15 protein-coding genes are annotated in these 17,126 nt (G+C 72.2%); 3 read left to right on the top strand and 12 right to left on the bottom strand.

Features of this window, described 5'->3' with window-relative positions; translation table 11 throughout:
• Window positions 1-35: 35 nt before the first annotated feature.
• The 12 genes from moeZ to ABZ896_RS30975 form a co-directional block, all read right to left on the bottom strand.
• Window positions 36-1,214 (bottom strand): adenylyltransferase/sulfurtransferase MoeZ, encoded by a 1,179-nt coding sequence (gene moeZ / locus ABZ896_RS31030; RefSeq protein WP_360936348.1) that lies wholly within the window; start codon window positions 1,212-1,214, stop codon window positions 36-38.
• A gap of 63 nt (window positions 1,215-1,277) precedes the next feature.
• Entirely contained in the window at window positions 1,278-2,027 is a 750-nt protein-coding gene (locus tag ABZ896_RS31025; protein ID WP_360936346.1) for a spherulation-specific family 4 protein, read from the bottom strand.
• Window positions 2,015-2,974 (bottom strand): NAD-dependent epimerase/dehydratase family protein, encoded by a 960-nt coding sequence (locus ABZ896_RS31020; protein WP_360936344.1) that lies wholly within the window; start codon window positions 2,972-2,974, stop codon window positions 2,015-2,017. The genes ABZ896_RS31025 and ABZ896_RS31020 overlap by 13 nt, the downstream gene beginning before the upstream one ends.
• Before the next feature lie 359 nt (window positions 2,975-3,333).
• Entirely contained in the window at window positions 3,334-4,785 is a 1,452-nt protein-coding gene (locus tag ABZ896_RS31015; RefSeq protein ID WP_360936342.1) for a hypothetical protein, read from the bottom strand.
• On the bottom strand, window positions 4,782-6,494 hold the full coding sequence (locus tag ABZ896_RS31010) for a DUF3492 domain-containing protein (protein ID WP_360936340.1): 1,713 nt from the start codon (window positions 6,492-6,494) through the stop codon (window positions 4,782-4,784). The genes ABZ896_RS31015 and ABZ896_RS31010 overlap by 4 nt, the downstream gene beginning before the upstream one ends.
• Window positions 6,495-6,684: 190 nt before the next feature.
• Complete coding sequence (locus ABZ896_RS31005; RefSeq protein WP_360936338.1) at window positions 6,685-8,286, bottom strand: ABC transporter ATP-binding protein; 1,602 nt, start codon at window positions 8,284-8,286, stop codon at window positions 6,685-6,687.
• Window positions 8,283-9,281 carry an ABC transporter permease gene (locus tag ABZ896_RS31000; RefSeq protein WP_360936336.1) on the bottom strand — a complete coding sequence of 333 codons (999 nt, stop codon included), beginning with the start codon at window positions 9,279-9,281 and terminating at the stop codon, window positions 8,283-8,285. The genes ABZ896_RS31005 and ABZ896_RS31000 overlap by 4 nt, the downstream gene beginning before the upstream one ends.
• Window positions 9,278-10,282 carry an ABC transporter permease gene (locus tag ABZ896_RS30995; RefSeq protein ID WP_360936333.1) on the bottom strand — a complete coding sequence of 335 codons (1,005 nt, stop codon included), beginning with the start codon at window positions 10,280-10,282 and terminating at the stop codon, window positions 9,278-9,280. Before ABZ896_RS30995 ends, ABZ896_RS31000 begins: the two co-directional genes overlap by 4 nt.
• Window positions 10,283-10,286: 4 nt before the next feature.
• Entirely contained in the window at window positions 10,287-12,005 is a 1,719-nt protein-coding gene (locus ABZ896_RS30990) for an ABC transporter substrate-binding protein (RefSeq protein WP_360936331.1), read from the bottom strand.
• Between the two features lie 159 nt (window positions 12,006-12,164).
• Complete coding sequence (locus ABZ896_RS30985; RefSeq protein ID WP_360936329.1) at window positions 12,165-12,260, bottom strand: Ms4533A family Cys-rich leader peptide; 96 nt, start codon at window positions 12,258-12,260, stop codon at window positions 12,165-12,167.
• A 57-nt stretch (window positions 12,261-12,317) separates the two neighbouring features.
• Complete coding sequence (locus tag ABZ896_RS30980; RefSeq protein WP_360936380.1) at window positions 12,318-13,685, bottom strand: DUF3152 domain-containing protein; 1,368 nt, start codon at window positions 13,683-13,685, stop codon at window positions 12,318-12,320.
• Between the two features lie 548 nt (window positions 13,686-14,233).
• Entirely contained in the window at window positions 14,234-15,298 is a 1,065-nt protein-coding gene (locus tag ABZ896_RS30975) for an alpha/beta hydrolase (protein ID WP_360936327.1), read from the bottom strand.
• A 225-nt stretch (window positions 15,299-15,523) separates the two neighbouring features.
• On the opposite strand from ABZ896_RS30975, the gene ABZ896_RS30970 reads away from it, so the two are divergent.
• The 3 genes from ABZ896_RS30970 to ABZ896_RS30960 all read left to right on the top strand — a co-directional run bounded on the left by ABZ896_RS30970 (window position 15,524) and on the right by ABZ896_RS30960 (window position 17,033).
• A complete protein-coding gene (locus ABZ896_RS30970; protein WP_360936325.1) occupies window positions 15,524-15,742 on the top strand; it encodes a hypothetical protein in 219 nt (72 codons plus the stop codon).
• A 247-nt stretch (window positions 15,743-15,989) separates the two neighbouring features.
• Complete coding sequence (locus tag ABZ896_RS30965) at window positions 15,990-16,631, top strand: TetR/AcrR family transcriptional regulator (RefSeq protein ID WP_360936323.1); 642 nt, start codon at window positions 15,990-15,992, stop codon at window positions 16,629-16,631.
• Window positions 16,632-16,805: 174 nt separating this feature from the next.
• Window positions 16,806-17,033, top strand: coding sequence for a DUF3107 domain-containing protein (locus ABZ896_RS30960; protein ID WP_360936321.1), 228 nt, complete (start codon window positions 16,806-16,808; stop codon window positions 17,031-17,033).
• The last annotated feature ends 93 nt before the right edge of the window (window positions 17,034-17,126 follow it).

The following is a 17,126-nucleotide window of genomic DNA, read 5'->3' as shown; positions in this document are numbered from 1 at the left end:
ACCAGGTGCCGAGCCCCTCCCCGGAGAGCGTGTGTCTAGTAGACCGGCTTGTCGGGCTCGATCTGGTTGACCCAGCCGATCACACCGCCGCCGACGTGCACGGCGTCGGAGAAGCCCGCGGACTTCAGGACCGCGAGGACTTCCGCACTGCGGACACCCGTCTTGCAGTGCAGGACGATCTTCTTGTCCTGCGGGAGGGTCTCCAGGGCGGTGCCCATGAGGAACTCGTTCTTCGGGATCAGCTTGGCGCCCGGGATGGAGACGATCTCGTACTCGTTGATCTCGCGGACGTCGATGATCTCGATGTTCTCGCCGTCGTCGATCCACTCCTTGAGCTGCTTGGGAGTGATCGTCGAGCCGGCGGCCGCCTCCTGGGCCTCCTCGGAGACGACGCCGCAGAAGGCCTCGTAGTCGATGAGCTCGGTGACGGTCGCGTTCGGGCCGCAGACCGCGCAGTTCGGGTCCTTGCGGACCTTGACCTGGCGGTACTGCATCTCCAGGGCGTCGTAGATCATCAGGCGGCCGACGAGGGGCTCGCCGGTGCCGGTGAGGACCTTGATGGCCTCGGTGACCTGGATGGAGCCGATGGACGCGCAGAGCACGCCCAGGACACCGCCCTCGGCGCAGGAGGGGACCATGCCCGGCGGCGGGGGCTCCGGGTAGAGGCAGCGGTAGCAGGGACCGTGCTCGGACCAGAAGACGGAGGCCTGGCCGTCGAAGCGGTAGATCGAGCCCCACACGTACGGCTTGTTGAGCAGTACGGCCGCGTCGTTGACGAGGTAGCGGGTCGCGAAGTTGTCGGTGCCGTCGACGATCAGGTCGTACTGGCTGAAGATGTCCATCACGTTCTCGGCCTCGAGCCGCTCTTCGTGGAGGATCACGTTCACGTACGGGTTGATGCCGAGGACGGAGTCGCGGGCGGACTCGGCCTTGGAGCGGCCGATGTCGGCCTGGCTGTGGATGATCTGCCGCTGCAGGTTCGACTCGTCGACCTCGTCGAACTCCACGATGCCGAGCGTGCCGACGCCCGCGGCGGCGAGGTACATCAGCGCCGGCGAGCCCAGGCCGCCGGCGCCCACACAGAGCACCTTGGCGTTCTTCAGCCGCTTCTGCCCGTCCATCCCGACGTCGGGGATGATCAGGTGGCGGGAGTACCTGCGGACCTCGTCTACGGTGAGCTCGGAAGCGGGCTCGACCAGGGGTGGCAGCGACACGGGGACTCCGTTGGTCGGTCTATCACTACAGTTGTTCTCCCCGTAACACTGCCATGGGCTTTTTCATTCCGAGACACCCGTCCCGATCCGCGAGACGAGGTCGTCCCAGTAGCCGGGCATCGTCTCCCAGGGATCGACGCGTCCGCCGCGGTCGGTCCGGTCGGTGAACCAGATGGTGGAGGCGCCCTGCCAGCGGGCGATCCGGAGCGCTTCCTCAAGGTGGGGCCCGGGCACCCCGTGGACGAAGTGGCAGAAGCGCTCGGGCGGGTAGTCGGCGGTCCACTCCGCCACCTGCGACCAGCGGTAGTCGCTCCAGGGCCCGGAGAAGGTGACCAACTGGTCGGCGCTCTCGGCGTAGCCGGGGTGCGGGTGGGTGCCGTGGCCGAGGACGATGTGGGCGTCGTCGCGGATCGCGCGCAGCGTGGTGACCGTGCGGCGGATCTCGGGGAGGGTGGCGCGTTCGGTCGGGCAGCGGTCCAGGAGGAACCCGTCGACCTGGTACCAGTCGAGGTAGCGCTGCGCCTCGGAGACCAGCTCGCCGAAGGTGCGGGCGCCGTAGGTGGTGTCGAGGTGGCCGAGGACGCGGACGCCCGCGTTGCGCAGCCGGCCGGCGGCTTCGAGGCAGTGCGGGTCGGGGCGGGCGCCGGGGCCGTCGGCGACATCGAGGACGGCCCAGTGCAAGGGGGTGCCGGGGCGGGTGAGTTCGGCCCACTCGGCGGGCGCGACCAGGGGGTGGGCGAAGCCGGGGACACCGAAGCCGGTGCGCAGTTCGGTACTCGCGGTGCTGGTCTGCGTACTGGTCAGATGCGGCATGCCGCCTCCATCCAGATGTCGGCGAGGGACTCCTCCAGGTTGATCCGGGGGCGCCAGCCGAGCCGGTCCCGCGCGGTGCGCACGTCGGCCTGCTGCCAGCTGCCGCAGCCGTCGGGGTACGGGTACGCGGTCGGGGCCGCGTGGTCGGACTCGGAGCGGGGGTGGCCGATGGCCGCGCGCAACGGGCCGGGCGGGCCGTCGAGTTCGTGGAGCGCGCCGCCGTATCCGGCGACCCTGGCGAGGACGGCTGCGGCGTCGCGCAGGCGAACCGCGCGGCCCGAGCCGATGTTGATGACGCCCTGCGCGGCGGAGAGCGAGGCGGCGTGGACCGCGCGGGCCACGTCGCGGACGTCGACGAAGTCGCGCTGGACGCCGAGCCCGCCGAGCTTGAGCTCGCCGTCGCCGGACTGCATGGCTCGGCGCATGGCCTCGGCGAGCCGGCCGAGCGGGGAGCCCGCCGGGGTGCCGGGGCCCGCCGGGGAGAAGACGCGCAGGACGACCGCGTCCAGACCGGAGCCGAGGACCAGTTCGGTGGCGGCGAGTTTGCTGACGCCGTACGGGCCGCCGGGGCGCGGCACGGCGTCCTCCGCTGTGGAGGAGCCGGGCTGGCTGGGGCCGTACTCCGCGCCGCAGCCGATCTGCACGAGCCGGGCGCCGCAGCCGCTGCGACGCAGGGCCTCGCAGACGGTGGCGACGGCGACGGTGTTGTGGCGGGTGAGTTCGCGGGCGCCGCCCCGGGTGGCACCGGCGCAGTTGATGACGACGCCCGGGTGGACCGCGTCGAGGAAGCGGGTGAGGGCACCGGGGCTGCCGGACGCGAGGTCGAAGCGGACGTCGGCGTCGTCACCGCGGCCGAGGGCGGTGAGCTGGACGGCGGGGTCGGCGAGCAGACGGTCGGCGACGAAGCGGCCGAGGTAGCCGTTGGCTCCGATCAGCAGGACTCTCATCGGGCCGCTCCCGGGGCCTGGGGGGCGGGTCGGGAGGTGGTCATTCGGGGTTCTCCTTCGGGCAGGGCGATGCGGGTGCCTCCGGCGGTGCGCCGGGGTTGCCTGGGGCGGCCATGTGGGGGGGGCGGCTGGTGTGGGGGCGCGGTTACGGCGGGTGTGTCGGGCGAGGTCCGGTCAGCGGCACGGCGCCTCCGTGGGGCGGGGTCTGGGCAGCGCGGGGCCCCCGGAGCAGGGCCGGGGCAGCTCCGGGTTCCTGGGGCGGGGTCGGGTCAGCACGGGCCACCTGGCGCAGAGCCGGTTCGACACGGGCCACCTGGCGCGGAGCCGGTTCGACACAGGCCGCCTGGCGCGGAGCCGGGTCAGCACGGGGTCTCCGTCGGTGCGTGGGCCGATGCGCGCGTGAGTTTGCGGATGCCGTGGACCAGTAGGGCGAGGGCGCCGAGGGCGCACGCCAGGGTGGGGATGCCGCCGGGGCCCCAGAGGTCCACGAGGGCGTCCACCGGTGCGGCCAGGAAGGCGCAGCCCGGCAGGCGGGAGCCGAAGATCGCGGCCAGGGCGGTCGCCTCGGCCGCGGTGGCGGCGGTGAGGACGACGGTGGGGGCGTGGGTGAAGCCGTGCGAGGTGAGGAGGCGGGCCAGGTAGAGAAGGGCGCCGAGGGCGGTGGCCTGGGCGTAGGGGACGGGTTCGTCGAGGACCGTGCCGGTGAGGGCGAGGAGGGCGGTGAGGGCGCACAGGTACAGGGCGGACGTGCCGAGCAGCAGGGGTCGTACGGAGGCCGCGAAGTCCTCCAGGCCTCGGCTGACGGTCAGTTTGCGGCGGGCGCGGGCCGTGAAGAGGTGGGCGGTCCAGGCGGCGGGGGCGCAGGACAGGGTCAGCGCGAGGAGCGGGGCGGTGGCCATGGGCCAGGGAGCGTCCGCGGCGCCGGTGGGCAGGGCGTCGGGGCCGCCGGCCAGGGCCTCGCGGAGGAGGCCGTCGCCGAGGACGGCGTAGGCGAGGAGCCAGTACGTCCAGGCGGCGGAGCCGGTCGGGGGGACGCGGTCGGAGGGGCCGAGCGGGCCGCGGGACAGGGCCGCGCGTACGGCGAGCGAGACGGCAAGGACGCCGAGCATGGCCGCGATCAGGCGGGGCCGGCCCTGGGTGAGCTGGACGCCGGCCACGGTGGCCGCGCACAGGGCGCCGGGAAGGAGGGCGAGCAGCGCCCAGTCGGCGCGGGCTCGTGGGGTCCTGTCGGCCGGGGGGTGCGGGGCGGTCTCGCCGTCCCTCGGGACCCGGGCGTACATCTCCTCGGCGAGCGAGAAGACGTCCCGGTGCCGGAAGCGGGTGGCGGTGCGGTCGGTGACGCCGTGGGCCTCCAGCCCGGCGGCGATCTCCAGGGGGTCCACGGCCCGCTCGCACAGCTCACGGTGCCGGTGCATCAGGGCTTTGACGGGGTCCACGGCGGTGGAACGGCGAGGGGCGGCGGTGGCCGTCCGCCGCCCGGGGGACACCTCCGAAGCACGGGCGGAGGGCACGTTCGCGGCCGCCTGCGGGACGCGTGCGTCCACGTCGTCGGCCACCTCGGCGGCACGCGCGACGGCCTCTCCGGCCACCTCGTCAAGCCGCACGCTCGGCTCCCCCGGCGCGTCCACCGAAACCTCTGGCTCCCCCGAATTCGGCCCCCTCTCATCCCGTACGGCGTCCGCATCCGGCTCCCGCCGTAACGCAGCCGCCTCGTCCCCCACGGCCGCTTCCCTCACGGCCATCTCGTCCCTCACGGCCACCTCGCCCGTCACGGCCGCCTCATCCCTCCCGCCCTCGTCGACGTCGCTCATCCGGCCGCTCCTTCCGTGGCCGTGAGGGATGTCGGCGCCGGGCCGGAGGCCCAGGTGGGGCCGCCGCGGGCCACCAGGCGGGTGGCGTGGCAGGTCCAGCGGCCGGGGACGTGGGACTCGGCGGGCGCGGCGAACGGCAGGGGCTCGCCGGTGCCGTCGAGGACGACCCGGCGGACGGGCGTACTCGAGACGATCTCCAGGTAAATGCTGTGAAATGCCGTGATGTTCTGTTCCACGGTGAACAGTTCGAGCGCTCGGGCGCGCGCGGCGGCGCCCAGGCGCTCACGACGCTCGGGGTCGCGCAACAGCGACACGCACGCCTCGGCGAGCGCCCGGGGATTGCGCGGCGGCACCACGAGCCCAGTGCCGCCGATGACCTCCACGACGGCGCCGACGTCCGTCGACACGGTCGCGCGGGCACAGAACATGGCCTCGACGAGACCGATCGGGAAGCCCTCGACGACGCTGGACAGGACGGTGACGGCGCCCGCGGCGTACGCGTCGGCCACACCGGGTACCTCGGGCCCGCCGATCTCCTCGAAGGAGACGGGGTTGTCGCCGACGGCATGCAGCCCGTCGGCCTCGTCGGGGAAGAGCTGCGCGGCCAGCGCCCGGCAGTGACCGAGATAGGCGGCACCCTCGGAACCGGCGGGTGTGCCGATGATTCTCAGCCGGGTCTTGGGCTCCTCCTTGCGGATGTCCGCGAAGGCGTGGAGGAGCGAGATCAGGTCCTTGGCGGGTTCTATGCGCCCCACCCACACCAGCGTGTCGGGGTCCGCGCACTCCGCCGACTCGCCGACCTCGGTGAACCGGGAGGCGTCCATGCCGGGGTAGACCGTGCGCAGCTTCTCGCGGTCCGCGCCGCAGCGTTCCTGCCAGCGGCGGGCGTGGGTGTTGCCCGGGGTGACGAGGGCGGCCCGCCGGTAGGTCTCGGCGGCGAGCCGGCCGTGGAAGGCGGCCAGGAGGGTCCGCACGGCGGGCGAGGCCTCCGTCTCGGCCAGATAGTGCGTCCGCAGCCGTACGCCGTACTCGGTCACCAGCAGGGGCGTGCCGCAGAAGTGCCGTGCGAGGAGCCCGGGGAGGGCGGCCGGGCCGCCGGAGGCCGCGTGGCACAGGTCGACCGCGCCGAGGCCGTCGTCCTCGTACCAGTCGAGCGAGAGGGGGCGCAGGGCGCGCTCCAGGTGTCCGGCCACGGCGAGCAGATCCGGTACGCGCGCCTCGCGCGCCGCCTGCCGGGCGCCGGGCGCACGACAGGCGCGCTCCAGGGCGCGTACGGCGGTCTCGGAGCGCAGCGCCCCGACCAGCCCGCCCTCGTCCCGGGCGAGTTCGGCGAGTCCGTACAGCGCGTTGGCGAAACGGTCCGCCTCGGCGGTCGGCGCCTGCTCGACGCCCTCTACGGACTCGGCCCCCTCGACGCCCCCCGCGGCCAGGGTCGCCGCCAACTCCCCGTACGCCTCGGCGAAGCGACGGCGCGCCCGGCGTCCGTACACCACGCCGTCGTCCTCGGCGCTCCACATCGGCGCCGTGAGCACCCGGTTGACCTGCGGCGGGAGTGAGACCCAGCCCTCGTCCTCCTGGCGTTCGCCGCGGCTGAGCGCGTAGATGTCGAACTCGTGCTGCTCGAGCCCGCGCACGAGCCGGTCGCACCAGAGTCCGGCGTCACCGCTCACATACGGATAGCCACCCTCCGTAAGCAGTCCGATGCGCACGAGCGCACCCCCGTTCTCCCGTATGGGGAGCCGCCGCCTGCCCGGCGGCTCGCAGCGGGACGAACGTATGCGGACAAGACGGTGGCGCGACGGACGGTTGTCCATCGCGCCACCAGAAGGGGTGAACGCTCGTAACTTTCCCGTGCGGGTCGCGTTCGGTCGCGCTAAGAGATCATGCGGACACGGAACGTCAGGTCGCGGCGGGCTCCCGCCGGGCGTTCCGGCGCCGGGCCGCGACCTCGGGATCGAGCGCCGGTACGGCGGCCAGGAGCTGCCGGGTGTACGGGTCCCGGGGGTTGCCGTAGACCTCGTCGGCGGGGCCCTCCTCGACGATCCGGCCGCGCCGCATCACCGCGACGCGGTCGCTGACCTGGCGGACGACGGCCAGGTCGTGCGCGACGAAGACCAGCGCGACCCCGAGTTCCCGTTGCAGTTCGTCGAGCAGGGCGACGACCTGGGCCTGGGTGGTGACGTCGAGCGCGGAGACGGGCTCGTCGCAGACGATGACGCGCGGGTCGGCCGCGAGCGCCCGCGCGATGCCCACGCGCTGGCGCTGTCCGCCGCTGAACTCGTGCGGGTAGCGGTCGTAGTGCGCCCCTTCGAGCCCCACACGCTCCAGGAGTTCCCGTACGCGCCCCCTGATCGCCTTCTCGTCCCGCTCGCCCCGCGCGCGCAGCGGGTCGGCGATGGACTCGCCCACGCTGCGGCGGGGGTTGAGGGAGGAGACGGGGTCCTGGAAGACCATCTGGACGGCCGGGTTCACGCCCACGCGCGCGTGCCCGTCGTCACGGACCTCGCCCGCGGTGGGCGCCAGGAGCCCGACGAGCATCCGGCCGAGGGTGGTCTTGCCGCTGCCGCTCTCGCCGACGACGCCGAGGGTCTCGCCCCGGCGCACGGTCAGCGACACGTCGTCGACGGCCGCGAAGGCCTTCTTGCCGCGCCCGAACTCGCGCCGGAGGCCGGTGGCCTCCAGCACGACCTCGGCGCTCTCCTCGGGCACCGCGGAGGGCTCCCGGGGCGTGTCCACGCGCGGGACGGCGGCGAGCAGTTCGCGGGTGTACGGCTGTGCCGGCGCCCCGAGCACGGTCGCGACCGGGCCGCGCTCGACGGCCCTGCCGTGCCGCATGACGAGCACGTCGTCGACGCTCTCGGCGGCGACACCCACGTCGTGCGTGACGAGCAGCAGGCCCATCCCGGTCTCCTCCCGCAGCGTGTGCAGCAGGTCGAGGATCTGGGCCTGGACGGTCACGTCCAGCGCGGTGGTCGGCTCGTCCGCGATCAGCAGCTCGGGCTCGCAGGCGAGCGCCATGGCGATGAGGGCGCGCTGGCGCATGCCACCGCTGAACTCGTGCGGCCGGGACCGGGATCTGCGGGGTGCGTCCGGAATTCCAACCCGGTCCAGCACCTCGACCGCACGCGCGCGTGCCGCTCGTCGCGACGCACGCGTGTGCACGCGGTACACCTCGGCGATCTGGTCGCCGATCGCGTAGTACGGGTCCAGGGACGACAGCGGGTCCTGGAAGACCATGGCGGCCTTGGCGCCCCGCAGCCGCCGCAGCGCGTCCTCCGACGCCTGTTGTACGTCGGTGCCGGCGACGCCGACCGAGCCGCTCACGCGCGCGCCCGTGCCGCGGTGCAGCCCGAGCAGGGCCGAGGCGACCGTGGACTTGCCGGAGCCGGACTCGCCGACGACGGCGAGGGCGGCGCCCTGTTCCAGGGTGAAGGAGAGGCCGTCGACGGCGCGCAGCGCGCCGAACTCGACGGTCAGGTCGGTGACGTGCACCAGACTCATGCCAGCACCACCCGTCGGTCGGCCACCGCGTACAGGACGTCTGCGACGGCGTTGGCGAGGACCACGAAGAAGCCGATGACCAGGACCATGCCGACGACGACCGGCAGGTCGACGACGGTGACGGCGTGGACGAGTTCCTGGCCGATGCCGGGCAGCCCGAAGAGCGACTCGACCAGGACGGCACCGCCCACCGCGCTGCCGAAGTCGTTGGCGTTCAGGGCGATGATCGGCGCGAGCGCGCCGCGCAGGGCGTGCCGGCCGACGATGGACCGCTCGCCGACGCCGTAGGCCCGGAAGGTACGGATGTGGTCCTCGGCGAGCGTCTCCAGCATCGACGCCCGGGTGAGCCGCGCGAAGTAGGCCGCTTCGGCGAGGGCGAGCGTGAACCAGGGCAGCAGCAGGCCCCAGGCCCACTGTTCGGGGTCGTCGGTGAAGGGGACGTACTCGGGGAAGGGCAGCAGTTCCAGCTGGCCGCAGACCACGATCATCAGCACGAGGCCGATCACGAAGACCGGCGTGGCGATGCCCGCGAGCGTGATGCCGGTCAGCGCGCGCTCGGAGAGGCGGCCGCGCCGCCAGGCGGAGAGGATCCCGGTGCCGACGCCCAGGAGGAGCCAGAGCACCATCGCGCCGAACACCAGCGAGAGGCTGACGGGCAGCTTGGTCAGGATGATCTGCGTGACCTGCTGGTCGCTCTGGTACGACAGCCCGAGGCAGGGCGCCGAGCAGTGCTCCATGGAGGTGCCGGTGGAGTAGTCGTGGCCGACGACGATGCCCTGGAGGAAGTGCCAGTAGCGCACGTACAGGGGGTCGTCGAGCCGGAGCTGCTGGGCGACCTGGTGGACCTGTTCCGGGGAGCAGCGCGGGCCGCAGGTGATCTGGGCGACGTTGCCGGGGGTGGCGTAGAAGACGACGTAGACGAGCACCGAGATGGCGAGCAGGGTGATCAGGGCACCAATGGTGCGGCGCAGCGCGAATCCGGCGAAGCCGCTCATGAGGTGGCCTCCTCGCCGGCCTTGGCCTCGCTCCTGCTGCCCGTGCCGACGCGCAGCCGGGAGGCCGCGCGCGGGTCGAGGGCGGTGCGGACGCCGTCACCGAGGACGGTGAGCGCGAGGACGGTCACGAAGAGCGCGCTCGCGGGCAGCAGCAGGTACTGCGGGGCCGCCTGGTACCAGACGTTGGCCGAGGTGAGCATCTGTCCCCAGGACGGTGTCGGCGGCTTCACGCCGACGCCGAGGAAGGACAGGGACGCCTCGATGGCGATGTTGGCGGGCACCATGAGCGCGGCGTAGGTGATGACGGGTGCGGCGAGGCCGGGCAGGAGTTCCCGGCGGGCGATCCGCCAGGTGCTCCAGCCGCTGAGCCTGGCGGCGGCCACGTAGTCGAGCTCCTTGAGGGTGAGCGTCTGGGCCCGCGCGATCTTGCCGATGGTCCCCCAGGCGACGAAGCCGATGATGAGGGCGACCAGCACCGGGCGCGGGAAGTCGCTGGGCACGATGGCCAGCAGCGCCAGCGCCATGATGACAAGCGGCAGGGCCACGATGATGTCGGTGATCCGGCTCAACAGTTGATCAACCCATCGGTTGCCGAGCGCGGCCGTGACGCCCACGACGACACCGAGCAGGACCTGGATGGCGGTCGCGGCCAGGGCGACGCCCAGGGAGATCCGGGCGCCGTAGACCAGGCGCGCGAACAGGTCGCGGCCGGTCTGGGGTTCGACGCCCAGCCAATGGTCGGCGCTCACGCCGCCGAAGGAGCCTATGGGCACGCCTCCGCGCGCGGAGTCCACGAGTGCCGGGTGGTAGGTGGTGGGGTCCTGCCCCTCGATCGCCGTGAGCAGCGGCGCGGCGATCGCGACCAGGACGAGCAGTGCGACGACGGCGGCCGCGACCAGGGCGGCGCGCTGCGCCCGCAGCCGCCGCCAGAACTGACGAGCCCCCGAGGCCCCCGAAGCGGCTGCCTCGGGGACCTCGGTGGCGACAAGTGCCTCGCTCATCGGGTTACTTGACCGCGACCTGCGAGATGTCCAGGACGCCGGTCCAGTCGCTGATGACGACGTTGCGGATGTCCTTGCCGACGAGTCGCTTGTAGACCGGGTGGAACAGCGGGACGGTCAGCGCCTGCGCGCCGATCTTCTTGTCCAGTGCACCCCACCGCTTGGCGGCCGCGTCAAGGTCGGTCAACTTGTTGATCGCGTCAATCTCGGCATTGACCGACTTGTCGTTCAGCAGGCCCGTGTTGAAGTTCGCGCCGTCCTTGACGATCTGACGGCCGTCGAAGATCGGGGCGAGGAAGGGGCCGCCGGAGGGCCAGTCGGCACCCCACGCGGAGAGGAAGAAGCCCGGCTCGGTCTTCACGTTGTGGATCGTGTCCGAGTAGTTGTTGTCCTCCAGGCCCTGGAGCTTGACCGTGATGCCGGCCTTCTTGAGCGCGTCCTGGATCGCGGTCGCGATCTCGGGGCTGGTCTTGAAGTTCTGGGCGTTGTCGTGGGTCAGCGTGACGGTGAGCCCGTTCGGGTAACCGGCCTCCTTCAGCAGCTCCTTGGCCTTGGCCGCGTTGCCGGTCGCGCCCGCCGGGAAGAGGTCGTACGGCTCGTAGCCGAAGGACTTCTGGTTCGGCAGGAAGGTGGTGGCGGCCTCGGCGAGCGCGGTGCCGCCGGCCGCGTTGACCACGGAGGAGCGGTCGACGGCGTACGAGATCGCCTGGCGCACCTTGGCGTTGTCGAACGGCTTGACCGTCGGGTTGAACGCTATGTAGTTCGTGTAGCCGAAGTGCCCGGTGCCGACGCGCGAGGCGAGCTCCTTGTCGCCGGTCACCTTGGCGAGCTCGGCCGGGCCGAGGTTGGTGTCCGTGGTGACCGCGGCCGCGTCCGCCCCCTGGGACGCCGACAGCCGCTGGTTGATCACCGAGGAGTCGAGCCCGGACTGGACGTCGATCTTGTCCGGGTACGCCTTGCGCTCGGCGTCCGTCGCGGCGGACCAGTGCGTGTTGCGCTCCAGGACGAGGTGCTCACCGTCGTTCTCGTTCTCGACGACCTTGTAGGGGCCGGACGAGACCGGGTGCTCCTCGTACTTGGTGCCGGTGTCCTTGGCCTTCGGGACCGGCGCGAACTGCGTCTGCGTGGCGAGGAAGGGGAACTCGCCCTCGGGCTTGTTCAGATGGAAGACGATCGTGCGGTCGTCGGGCGTCTCGATCGCCGCGAGGCCCTTCTTGTCCTTGTACGGCCCCTGGTAGTCGGCGGCGCCGACCAGCCAGTCCCGCAGGTAGGGGGCGCCGCCGGACAGCTCGGGCGCGAAGGAGCGCTCGATGCCGTACTTGATGTCGGCGGAGGTGATCGCGGTGCCGTCCTCGTACGTGAGGCCCTTCTTCAGGGTGTACGTCCACACGGTCGCGTCCTTGTTGGGGCGCCCGGTGTCGGTGGCGAGGTCGGGGACGACCTTGGCGCCGGCGGCGCCGCTCTCGCGGTTGCGGGTGGTGAGCGTACGGAAGACCAGGGAGGGCACGTTGCCGCCGCCGGAGGTGTACAGGCGGGCCGGGTCGAAGTCCTCCTGCGGGTCGGAGTTCAGGACCGTGAGGGTGCCGCCCTTGTGGGGCGCGGAGTCGCCACCGGAACTCTTGGCATCGTTGTCCTTCGGCCCGCAGGCGGCGGCGCCCGCTGCCAGCACCAGGCTTACGGACACCGCGGCCACGCGGCGTGCTCTGAGGGACGGATGACGCATCGGAGACGACCTCTCAAGGAACGTGTCTCAATTTTTGAGACGAATTGACGAAGGGTGAGACGAATGCGGACGGACGTCTGCCCCGGCGTCGGGTCGTCGAAAAACCGTGACCTGGTCACGGAGAAGGTGGAATTCGCGACGCGCGCCTAGGGGCGGGCGTCAGCGACAGTCGATGTCGGCCACGCAGAGTGCGGTCACGCCGATGAGCGCCAGCTCGATGGCGGCGCTTCGCTCGGCAGGATGACTAGACCACATGGGCAGAAATATGTACGACCGATCAACCCCATGTCAATGTGACTTATGCGCCATCTGTCAACTCCCGGGATACGGCCAGGGATTGGCCCGGCAGTGGATCCCGTCGTGGTCGAGGAACTTGGTCTGCTGCTGCATCACCGGGGCGAGCTGGCCGTCCTTGTCGCACGTCACATGGTGGCGGCCGAGCCGGTGGCCGACCTCATGGTTGATCAACATCTGGCGGTACGCATGGATCCGATCACCGTATGTACTTGATCCCTGCGCCCATCGGTACGCATTGATCATCACTCGTTCGGTGGAGGCGGAGTCGCAGGAGACGTTGTCCTCGGTGGTGTCCAGGCCGGACTTGGCGCACCAGTCGGCCGTGGTGCCGGGGCTGGCGAGCGTGATCACGAAGTCGGGCTTGCCGGAGCCGACGCGCTCGAAGGTGCGGGCGCCGTCGTGGGCCCAGCTGCGGTTGTCGTTGAGCGTCTTCTGCACGGCGTCGGCGAAGAGGGTGCCGTCGAGGCCGAGTCCCTCCTCGACGTCCACGCGGTAGGTGAACTTCTGTCCCTTGCCGGGCGCCTTGGCGATCCCCGGGATCGCGTCGAACTTCCCCGAGCCGTCCAGCTTGGCGCTGAGCGGGTACTTCGTGGCCATCTTCTGCGCGTACGTCAGTGTCGTCAGGTTCGCCGACGCGGACGGGGCCGGCTGTCCGGCTCCGGCGGCGGAGTCGCGGGCGTCCCGCGCGCGGTCGGTCGCCGACTGGGTGCGCGTGCCGGTGCCACGGCCGTCCGCGACCTGTCCGGCCACGACGACGGCGAGCACGGTGACGACGGCGGCGGCCGCGATACCGGTGAACGTACGGCCCTTGCCGGCCTTGGCCGTCGCCGAGGGGTCGACGGGAGGGGTGTCCTCGGCGTCCTGGGCGGACCGGTCGTAGGGGCCCTCTGGATGGACGGAGGTGGCGGTCCGCGTCCGGGTGTTCGGGCCGGATCCTCGGGGCGGCGCGAAGTCGCCGGTGCTGTCGCCGAAGGGACCGGCCCCTTCGGCGAAGGCGTCGAGGTACTCCTGCCGGGGGCCCTGCGCGGACCGCCCACCGACCCGCTGCCGCTGTCCCGGCCCCTGCCCTTGGCGAGGCGGAGCGACCCCGGGCCCACCGCGCCCCTGCCCCCGCAGGTCACCCCGGCCGCCCCCGCTCCCCCGCTGCTCGGGATGCCCACCACGAACCTGCGGAAAGCCGTACGCGGGGGTGCCGTCCGGCAGCCGGGGAAAGCCGCGAGCCGGAGTGCCGTCGGGAAGCCGCGGGAAGCCGTGGGCGGGCGTCCCGTCCGGGAGCCGAGGGAAGCCGTGAGCGGGCGTTCCGTCGGGCAGGCGTGGGAAGCCGTGAGCGGGCGTCCCGTCCGGGAGACGCGGAAAGCCGTGAGCCGGGGTTTCGTCCGGCAGACGCGGAAAGCCGTGAGCGGGGGTTCCGTCGGCGAACCGCGGGGCGCCTCGCGCCGGGGTGCCGTCGGGCAGGCGTGGGAAGCCGCGCGCCGGGGTGCCGTTCGGCACGCCTGGGGCGCTCGGGCCGGGTGGCGGGTACCCGGACGGGCCTCGCGGCGGGCGTCCGGCGGTGCCGTGGTCGGGAGAGCGGTGGTCGGGTGTGCCGTAGTCGGGGACACCGCGTCCCGGGACGCCGTACGACGTGCCCTCGCGGCCGGGGCCGCCGTACCCGGGCGTGCCCGGCCTCGGCCCCCCACGACCCGATGCCCCGGCGCCCGCGGACCAGGCCCCAGGTGCCGCCTGTCGGGCCGCCGCCTGAGCCCGGGTCTGGGCCTGGGCCTGTGGCTGCGACCGCGGGGCCGGAGCTCGCCCGCGACCGTTCGCCTCCCCACCGGCACCCTTGCCACCGGCACCGGAGCCAGCGCCCGCCCCCGGCTGCCCCGAACCGCCCTTACCCGCCCCGCCCTTGGGAGCCGGCCCGCGTCGACTGTGGCGTCCCACGCCGCGCCTCAGCTTCCCGCAACCGTCGAACCACGATCACGACCGGAGCCGCCGCGTCCCCCGGAAGCCTCGGCACTCTCCGTGCCCTCCGCACCTTCCGCACCCGCGCCAGAACCAGAACCCCCCGTCACCGCGAGAAGCTCACGGAACGCCCCGGCCACCGTCTCCGGGTACTCCATCATCGCCACGTGCCCCGCCTCCGGCAGGGTCAGCAGGCGGGAGTCCCGGAAGGTGCGGGCCGCCTTCTGGGCCATGCGGAAGCCGACGAGCTGGTCCCGGCCGCCGTAGACGAGCAGCGTGGGTGCGAGGACCCGCTCGGCCTGGCGCCACAGCGCGTGCTGGCCGCCCAGCGTGTACGCGTTCACCACCCCGCGCGCGGAACGCGCCATCGCGTCCCAGAAGTACGGCAGTTGCAGCCGCCGCTCCATCTCCTCGACCGCGTGCTGGAAGCCCTCCGGCGTCACCCGCCCGGGATCGCCGTAGCAGAGCGCCATGACCCCGCGGACCCGCTGCTCGGCCGTCCAGTCCCTGCTGAACCGGGTGAAGAGCCGGGCCACGCCGGGCACCGCCAGCAGCCCCGTGGGCACGGCACTGCGCTGGACGCGGATCTCCGGCAGGGCGGGCGAGACGAGCGTGAGGCTGCGCACCAGGTCGGGCCGGACCGCCGCCACGCGCGTGGAGACCGCGCCGCCCATGGAGTTCCCGAACAGATGCACGGGCCCGCGGCCGGAGGCGTCGAGATGGCGGATCACCGCGCGCGCGTGCCCGGTGATCGAGTAGTCGCCGTCGTCCGGCGGCGGGGAGTCGCCGAAGCCCGGCAGATCGACGGCCTCGCCGTCGACGTCGTCCTGCAACAGCTCCATCAGCGCGGACCAGTTCTGCGAGGAACCGCCCAGGCCGTGGACGTAGAGCGCGGGTGGGAGCCCCTCGCGCGCGGGGGGCCTCGAACGGACCGTCAGCGTGATCCCCGGCAGCCCGACCGATCGGAGCTTCTCGCCCTCGCCGACCCGGACGGGAGCCACCTTGGGGAGGACGGTGGCGGGCGGCACGAAGGGCAGCTCGGTCGAAGACATGCGCCAATGTTACGAGACGATCACGCCGTGGTTCATGTGTTCGGCGTCACAAGGCGAACATGTACAGAACAGAGCCGTACAGAACATGGCCAGTACGGGACAGAGCCCCTCCCGAGGGGCGAGCACATCGCATGGCGTCCAGATCGTGTGTCTCCTAGGCTCGTACCGAGGGCACCCGCATGTGGCCCCCTGTGTCACAGGGACGTTCTAGGAAGGGAGCCCGCGATGGCCTACGACGACCCCACCGACCCCGAGTCCTTCGAGGCGGACGACGCCATGGAGCTCGACGTCGAGGCACCCGAGGTCGACGCCGCCGAGCAGCACACCGACATCAGGCCCGACCGCGACGACCCGCTGACCGGCGTGGACGCCGACCGGGCCGACGAGGCCGACCTCATCGAACAGGCCCGGGTCGTCTCGATCGACGAGGACGACTATCGGTGACGGCACCGTCCGAAAAGCACTCGGATCGAAGAGCACCCGGAAAAGCACTCATCAGAACGATTTTCGGACCACCTCTGACCAGGAACGGGACGGCCCGTGCCCGGCAGCTCCCCGTTCGAAACCTTTGGACGGCTTTCGCCGCCGTCCGGTCCGTGAAATTCTGCGCTCGCACCGCGCACACCGGGGTTACCGAAAAGTACGATGGCGGCGCGGCGCACACCGCATGTGGACGACATTGGGAGGCGGCGTGACAGCCATCGAGCAGACAGAGGCGGCACGCCCGAGGGGGACGCGCCTGCCGCGTCGGGCCCGACGGAACCAGTTGCTGGGCGCCGCCCAGGAGGTCTTCGTGGCGCAGGGCTACCACGCGGCCGCCATGGACGACATCGCCGAGCGGGCCGGCGTCAGCAAGCCGGTGCTCTACCAGCACTTCCCGGGCAAGCTCGACCTCTATCTCGCGCTGCTGGACCAGCACTGCGAGTCCCTCATCCAGTCCGTGCGCAGCGCTCTGGCGTCGACGACCGACAACAAGCAGCGCGTGCGGGCCACCATGGACGCGTACTTCGCGTACGTCGAGGACGACGGCGGCGCCTTCCGCCTGGTCTTCGAGTCGGACCTGACCAACGAGCCCGCGGTGCGCGAGCGCGTCGACAAGGTCACCAATGAGTGCGCGGAGGCGATCTGCGACGTCATCGCCGAGGACACCGGCCTCTCGCGGGCCGAGTCCATGCTGCTGGCGTCCGGGCTCGGCGGCCTCGCGCAGGTCGTGGCCCGCTCCTGGCTGCACAGCGACCGCAGCGTCCCGCGCGACCAGTCGGTCCAGCTGCTGACCTCGCTCGCCTGGCGCGGCATCGCGGGCTTCCCGCTGCACGGCATCGACCACCACTGAGACGCGCGCGTGAGGGCCGTCGACACGCACACGCGCGTGGCGGCCGTTTGTTCCCGCTCGCTGTTCGCTGTTGGCGTGCCCCGGCGGAGCGTGTACGTCCCCTCACCGGGCTAATGTGTGCTGCGTACGGCGCGGTAGGTCGCGCACTTCACTGACCGTCGGAGGGACATAGCCGTGGAGGTCAAGATCGGCGTGCAGCACGCGCCGCGCGAGATCGTTCTGGAGAGCGGTCAGAGCGCCGAGGAGGTCGAGCGCGTGGTGGCCGAGGCGCTCGCCGGAAAGTCGCAGCTGCTCAGCCTCACGGACGAGCACGGCCGCAAGATCCTGGTCCCGGCCGACCGCCTCGCCTACGTGGAACTCGGCGAGCCGGCCCCCCGCAAGGTGGGCTTCGGCGCGCTCTAGGCAGACGCGTAAGAGGGGCCCGGCGACATCCGAGGAGCCGGGCCCCAGGCGCCCAGGGCCCGGATTTTTATGATACACCAAAAGACCACAAAA

Origin of the sequence: Streptomyces sp. NPDC047072, assembly GCF_040643855.1 — a bacterium.
Lineage (GTDB): Bacteria > Actinomycetota > Actinomycetes > Streptomycetales > Streptomycetaceae > Streptomyces.
This window is presented reverse-complemented; position numbering and strand designations above follow the sequence as displayed.

Excerpts from the sequence above, each read along its gene's own strand:
- ABZ896_RS30990 (WP_360936331.1), bottom strand. The coding sequence starts at position 12,005 with ATGCGTCATCCGTCCCTCAGAGCACGCCGCGTGGCCGCGGTGTCCGTA.
- ABZ896_RS30970 (WP_360936325.1), top strand. The coding sequence starts at position 15,524 with ATGGCCTACGACGACCCCACCGACCCCGAGTCCTTCGAGGCGGACGAC.
- ABZ896_RS30995 (WP_360936333.1), bottom strand. The coding sequence starts at position 10,282 with ATGAGCGAGGCACTTGTCGCCACCGAGGTCCCCGAGGCAGCCGCTTCG.
- ABZ896_RS31025 (WP_360936346.1), bottom strand. The coding sequence starts at position 2,027 with ATGCCGCATCTGACCAGTACGCAGACCAGCACCGCGAGTACCGAACTG.
- ABZ896_RS31005 (WP_360936338.1), bottom strand. The coding sequence starts at position 8,286 with ATGAGTCTGGTGCACGTCACCGACCTGACCGTCGAGTTCGGCGCGCTG.
- ABZ896_RS31000 (WP_360936336.1), bottom strand. The coding sequence starts at position 9,281 with ATGAGCGGCTTCGCCGGATTCGCGCTGCGCCGCACCATTGGTGCCCTG.
- ABZ896_RS30985 (WP_360936329.1), bottom strand. The coding sequence starts at position 12,260 with ATGTGGTCTAGTCATCCTGCCGAGCGAAGCGCCGCCATCGAGCTGGCG.
- ABZ896_RS30975 (WP_360936327.1), bottom strand. The coding sequence starts at position 15,298 with ATGTCTTCGACCGAGCTGCCCTTCGTGCCGCCCGCCACCGTCCTCCCC.
- ABZ896_RS31020 (WP_360936344.1), bottom strand. The coding sequence starts at position 2,974 with ATGAGAGTCCTGCTGATCGGAGCCAACGGCTACCTCGGCCGCTTCGTC.
- ABZ896_RS31015 (WP_360936342.1), bottom strand. The coding sequence starts at position 4,785 with ATGAGCGACGTCGACGAGGGCGGGAGGGATGAGGCGGCCGTGACGGGC.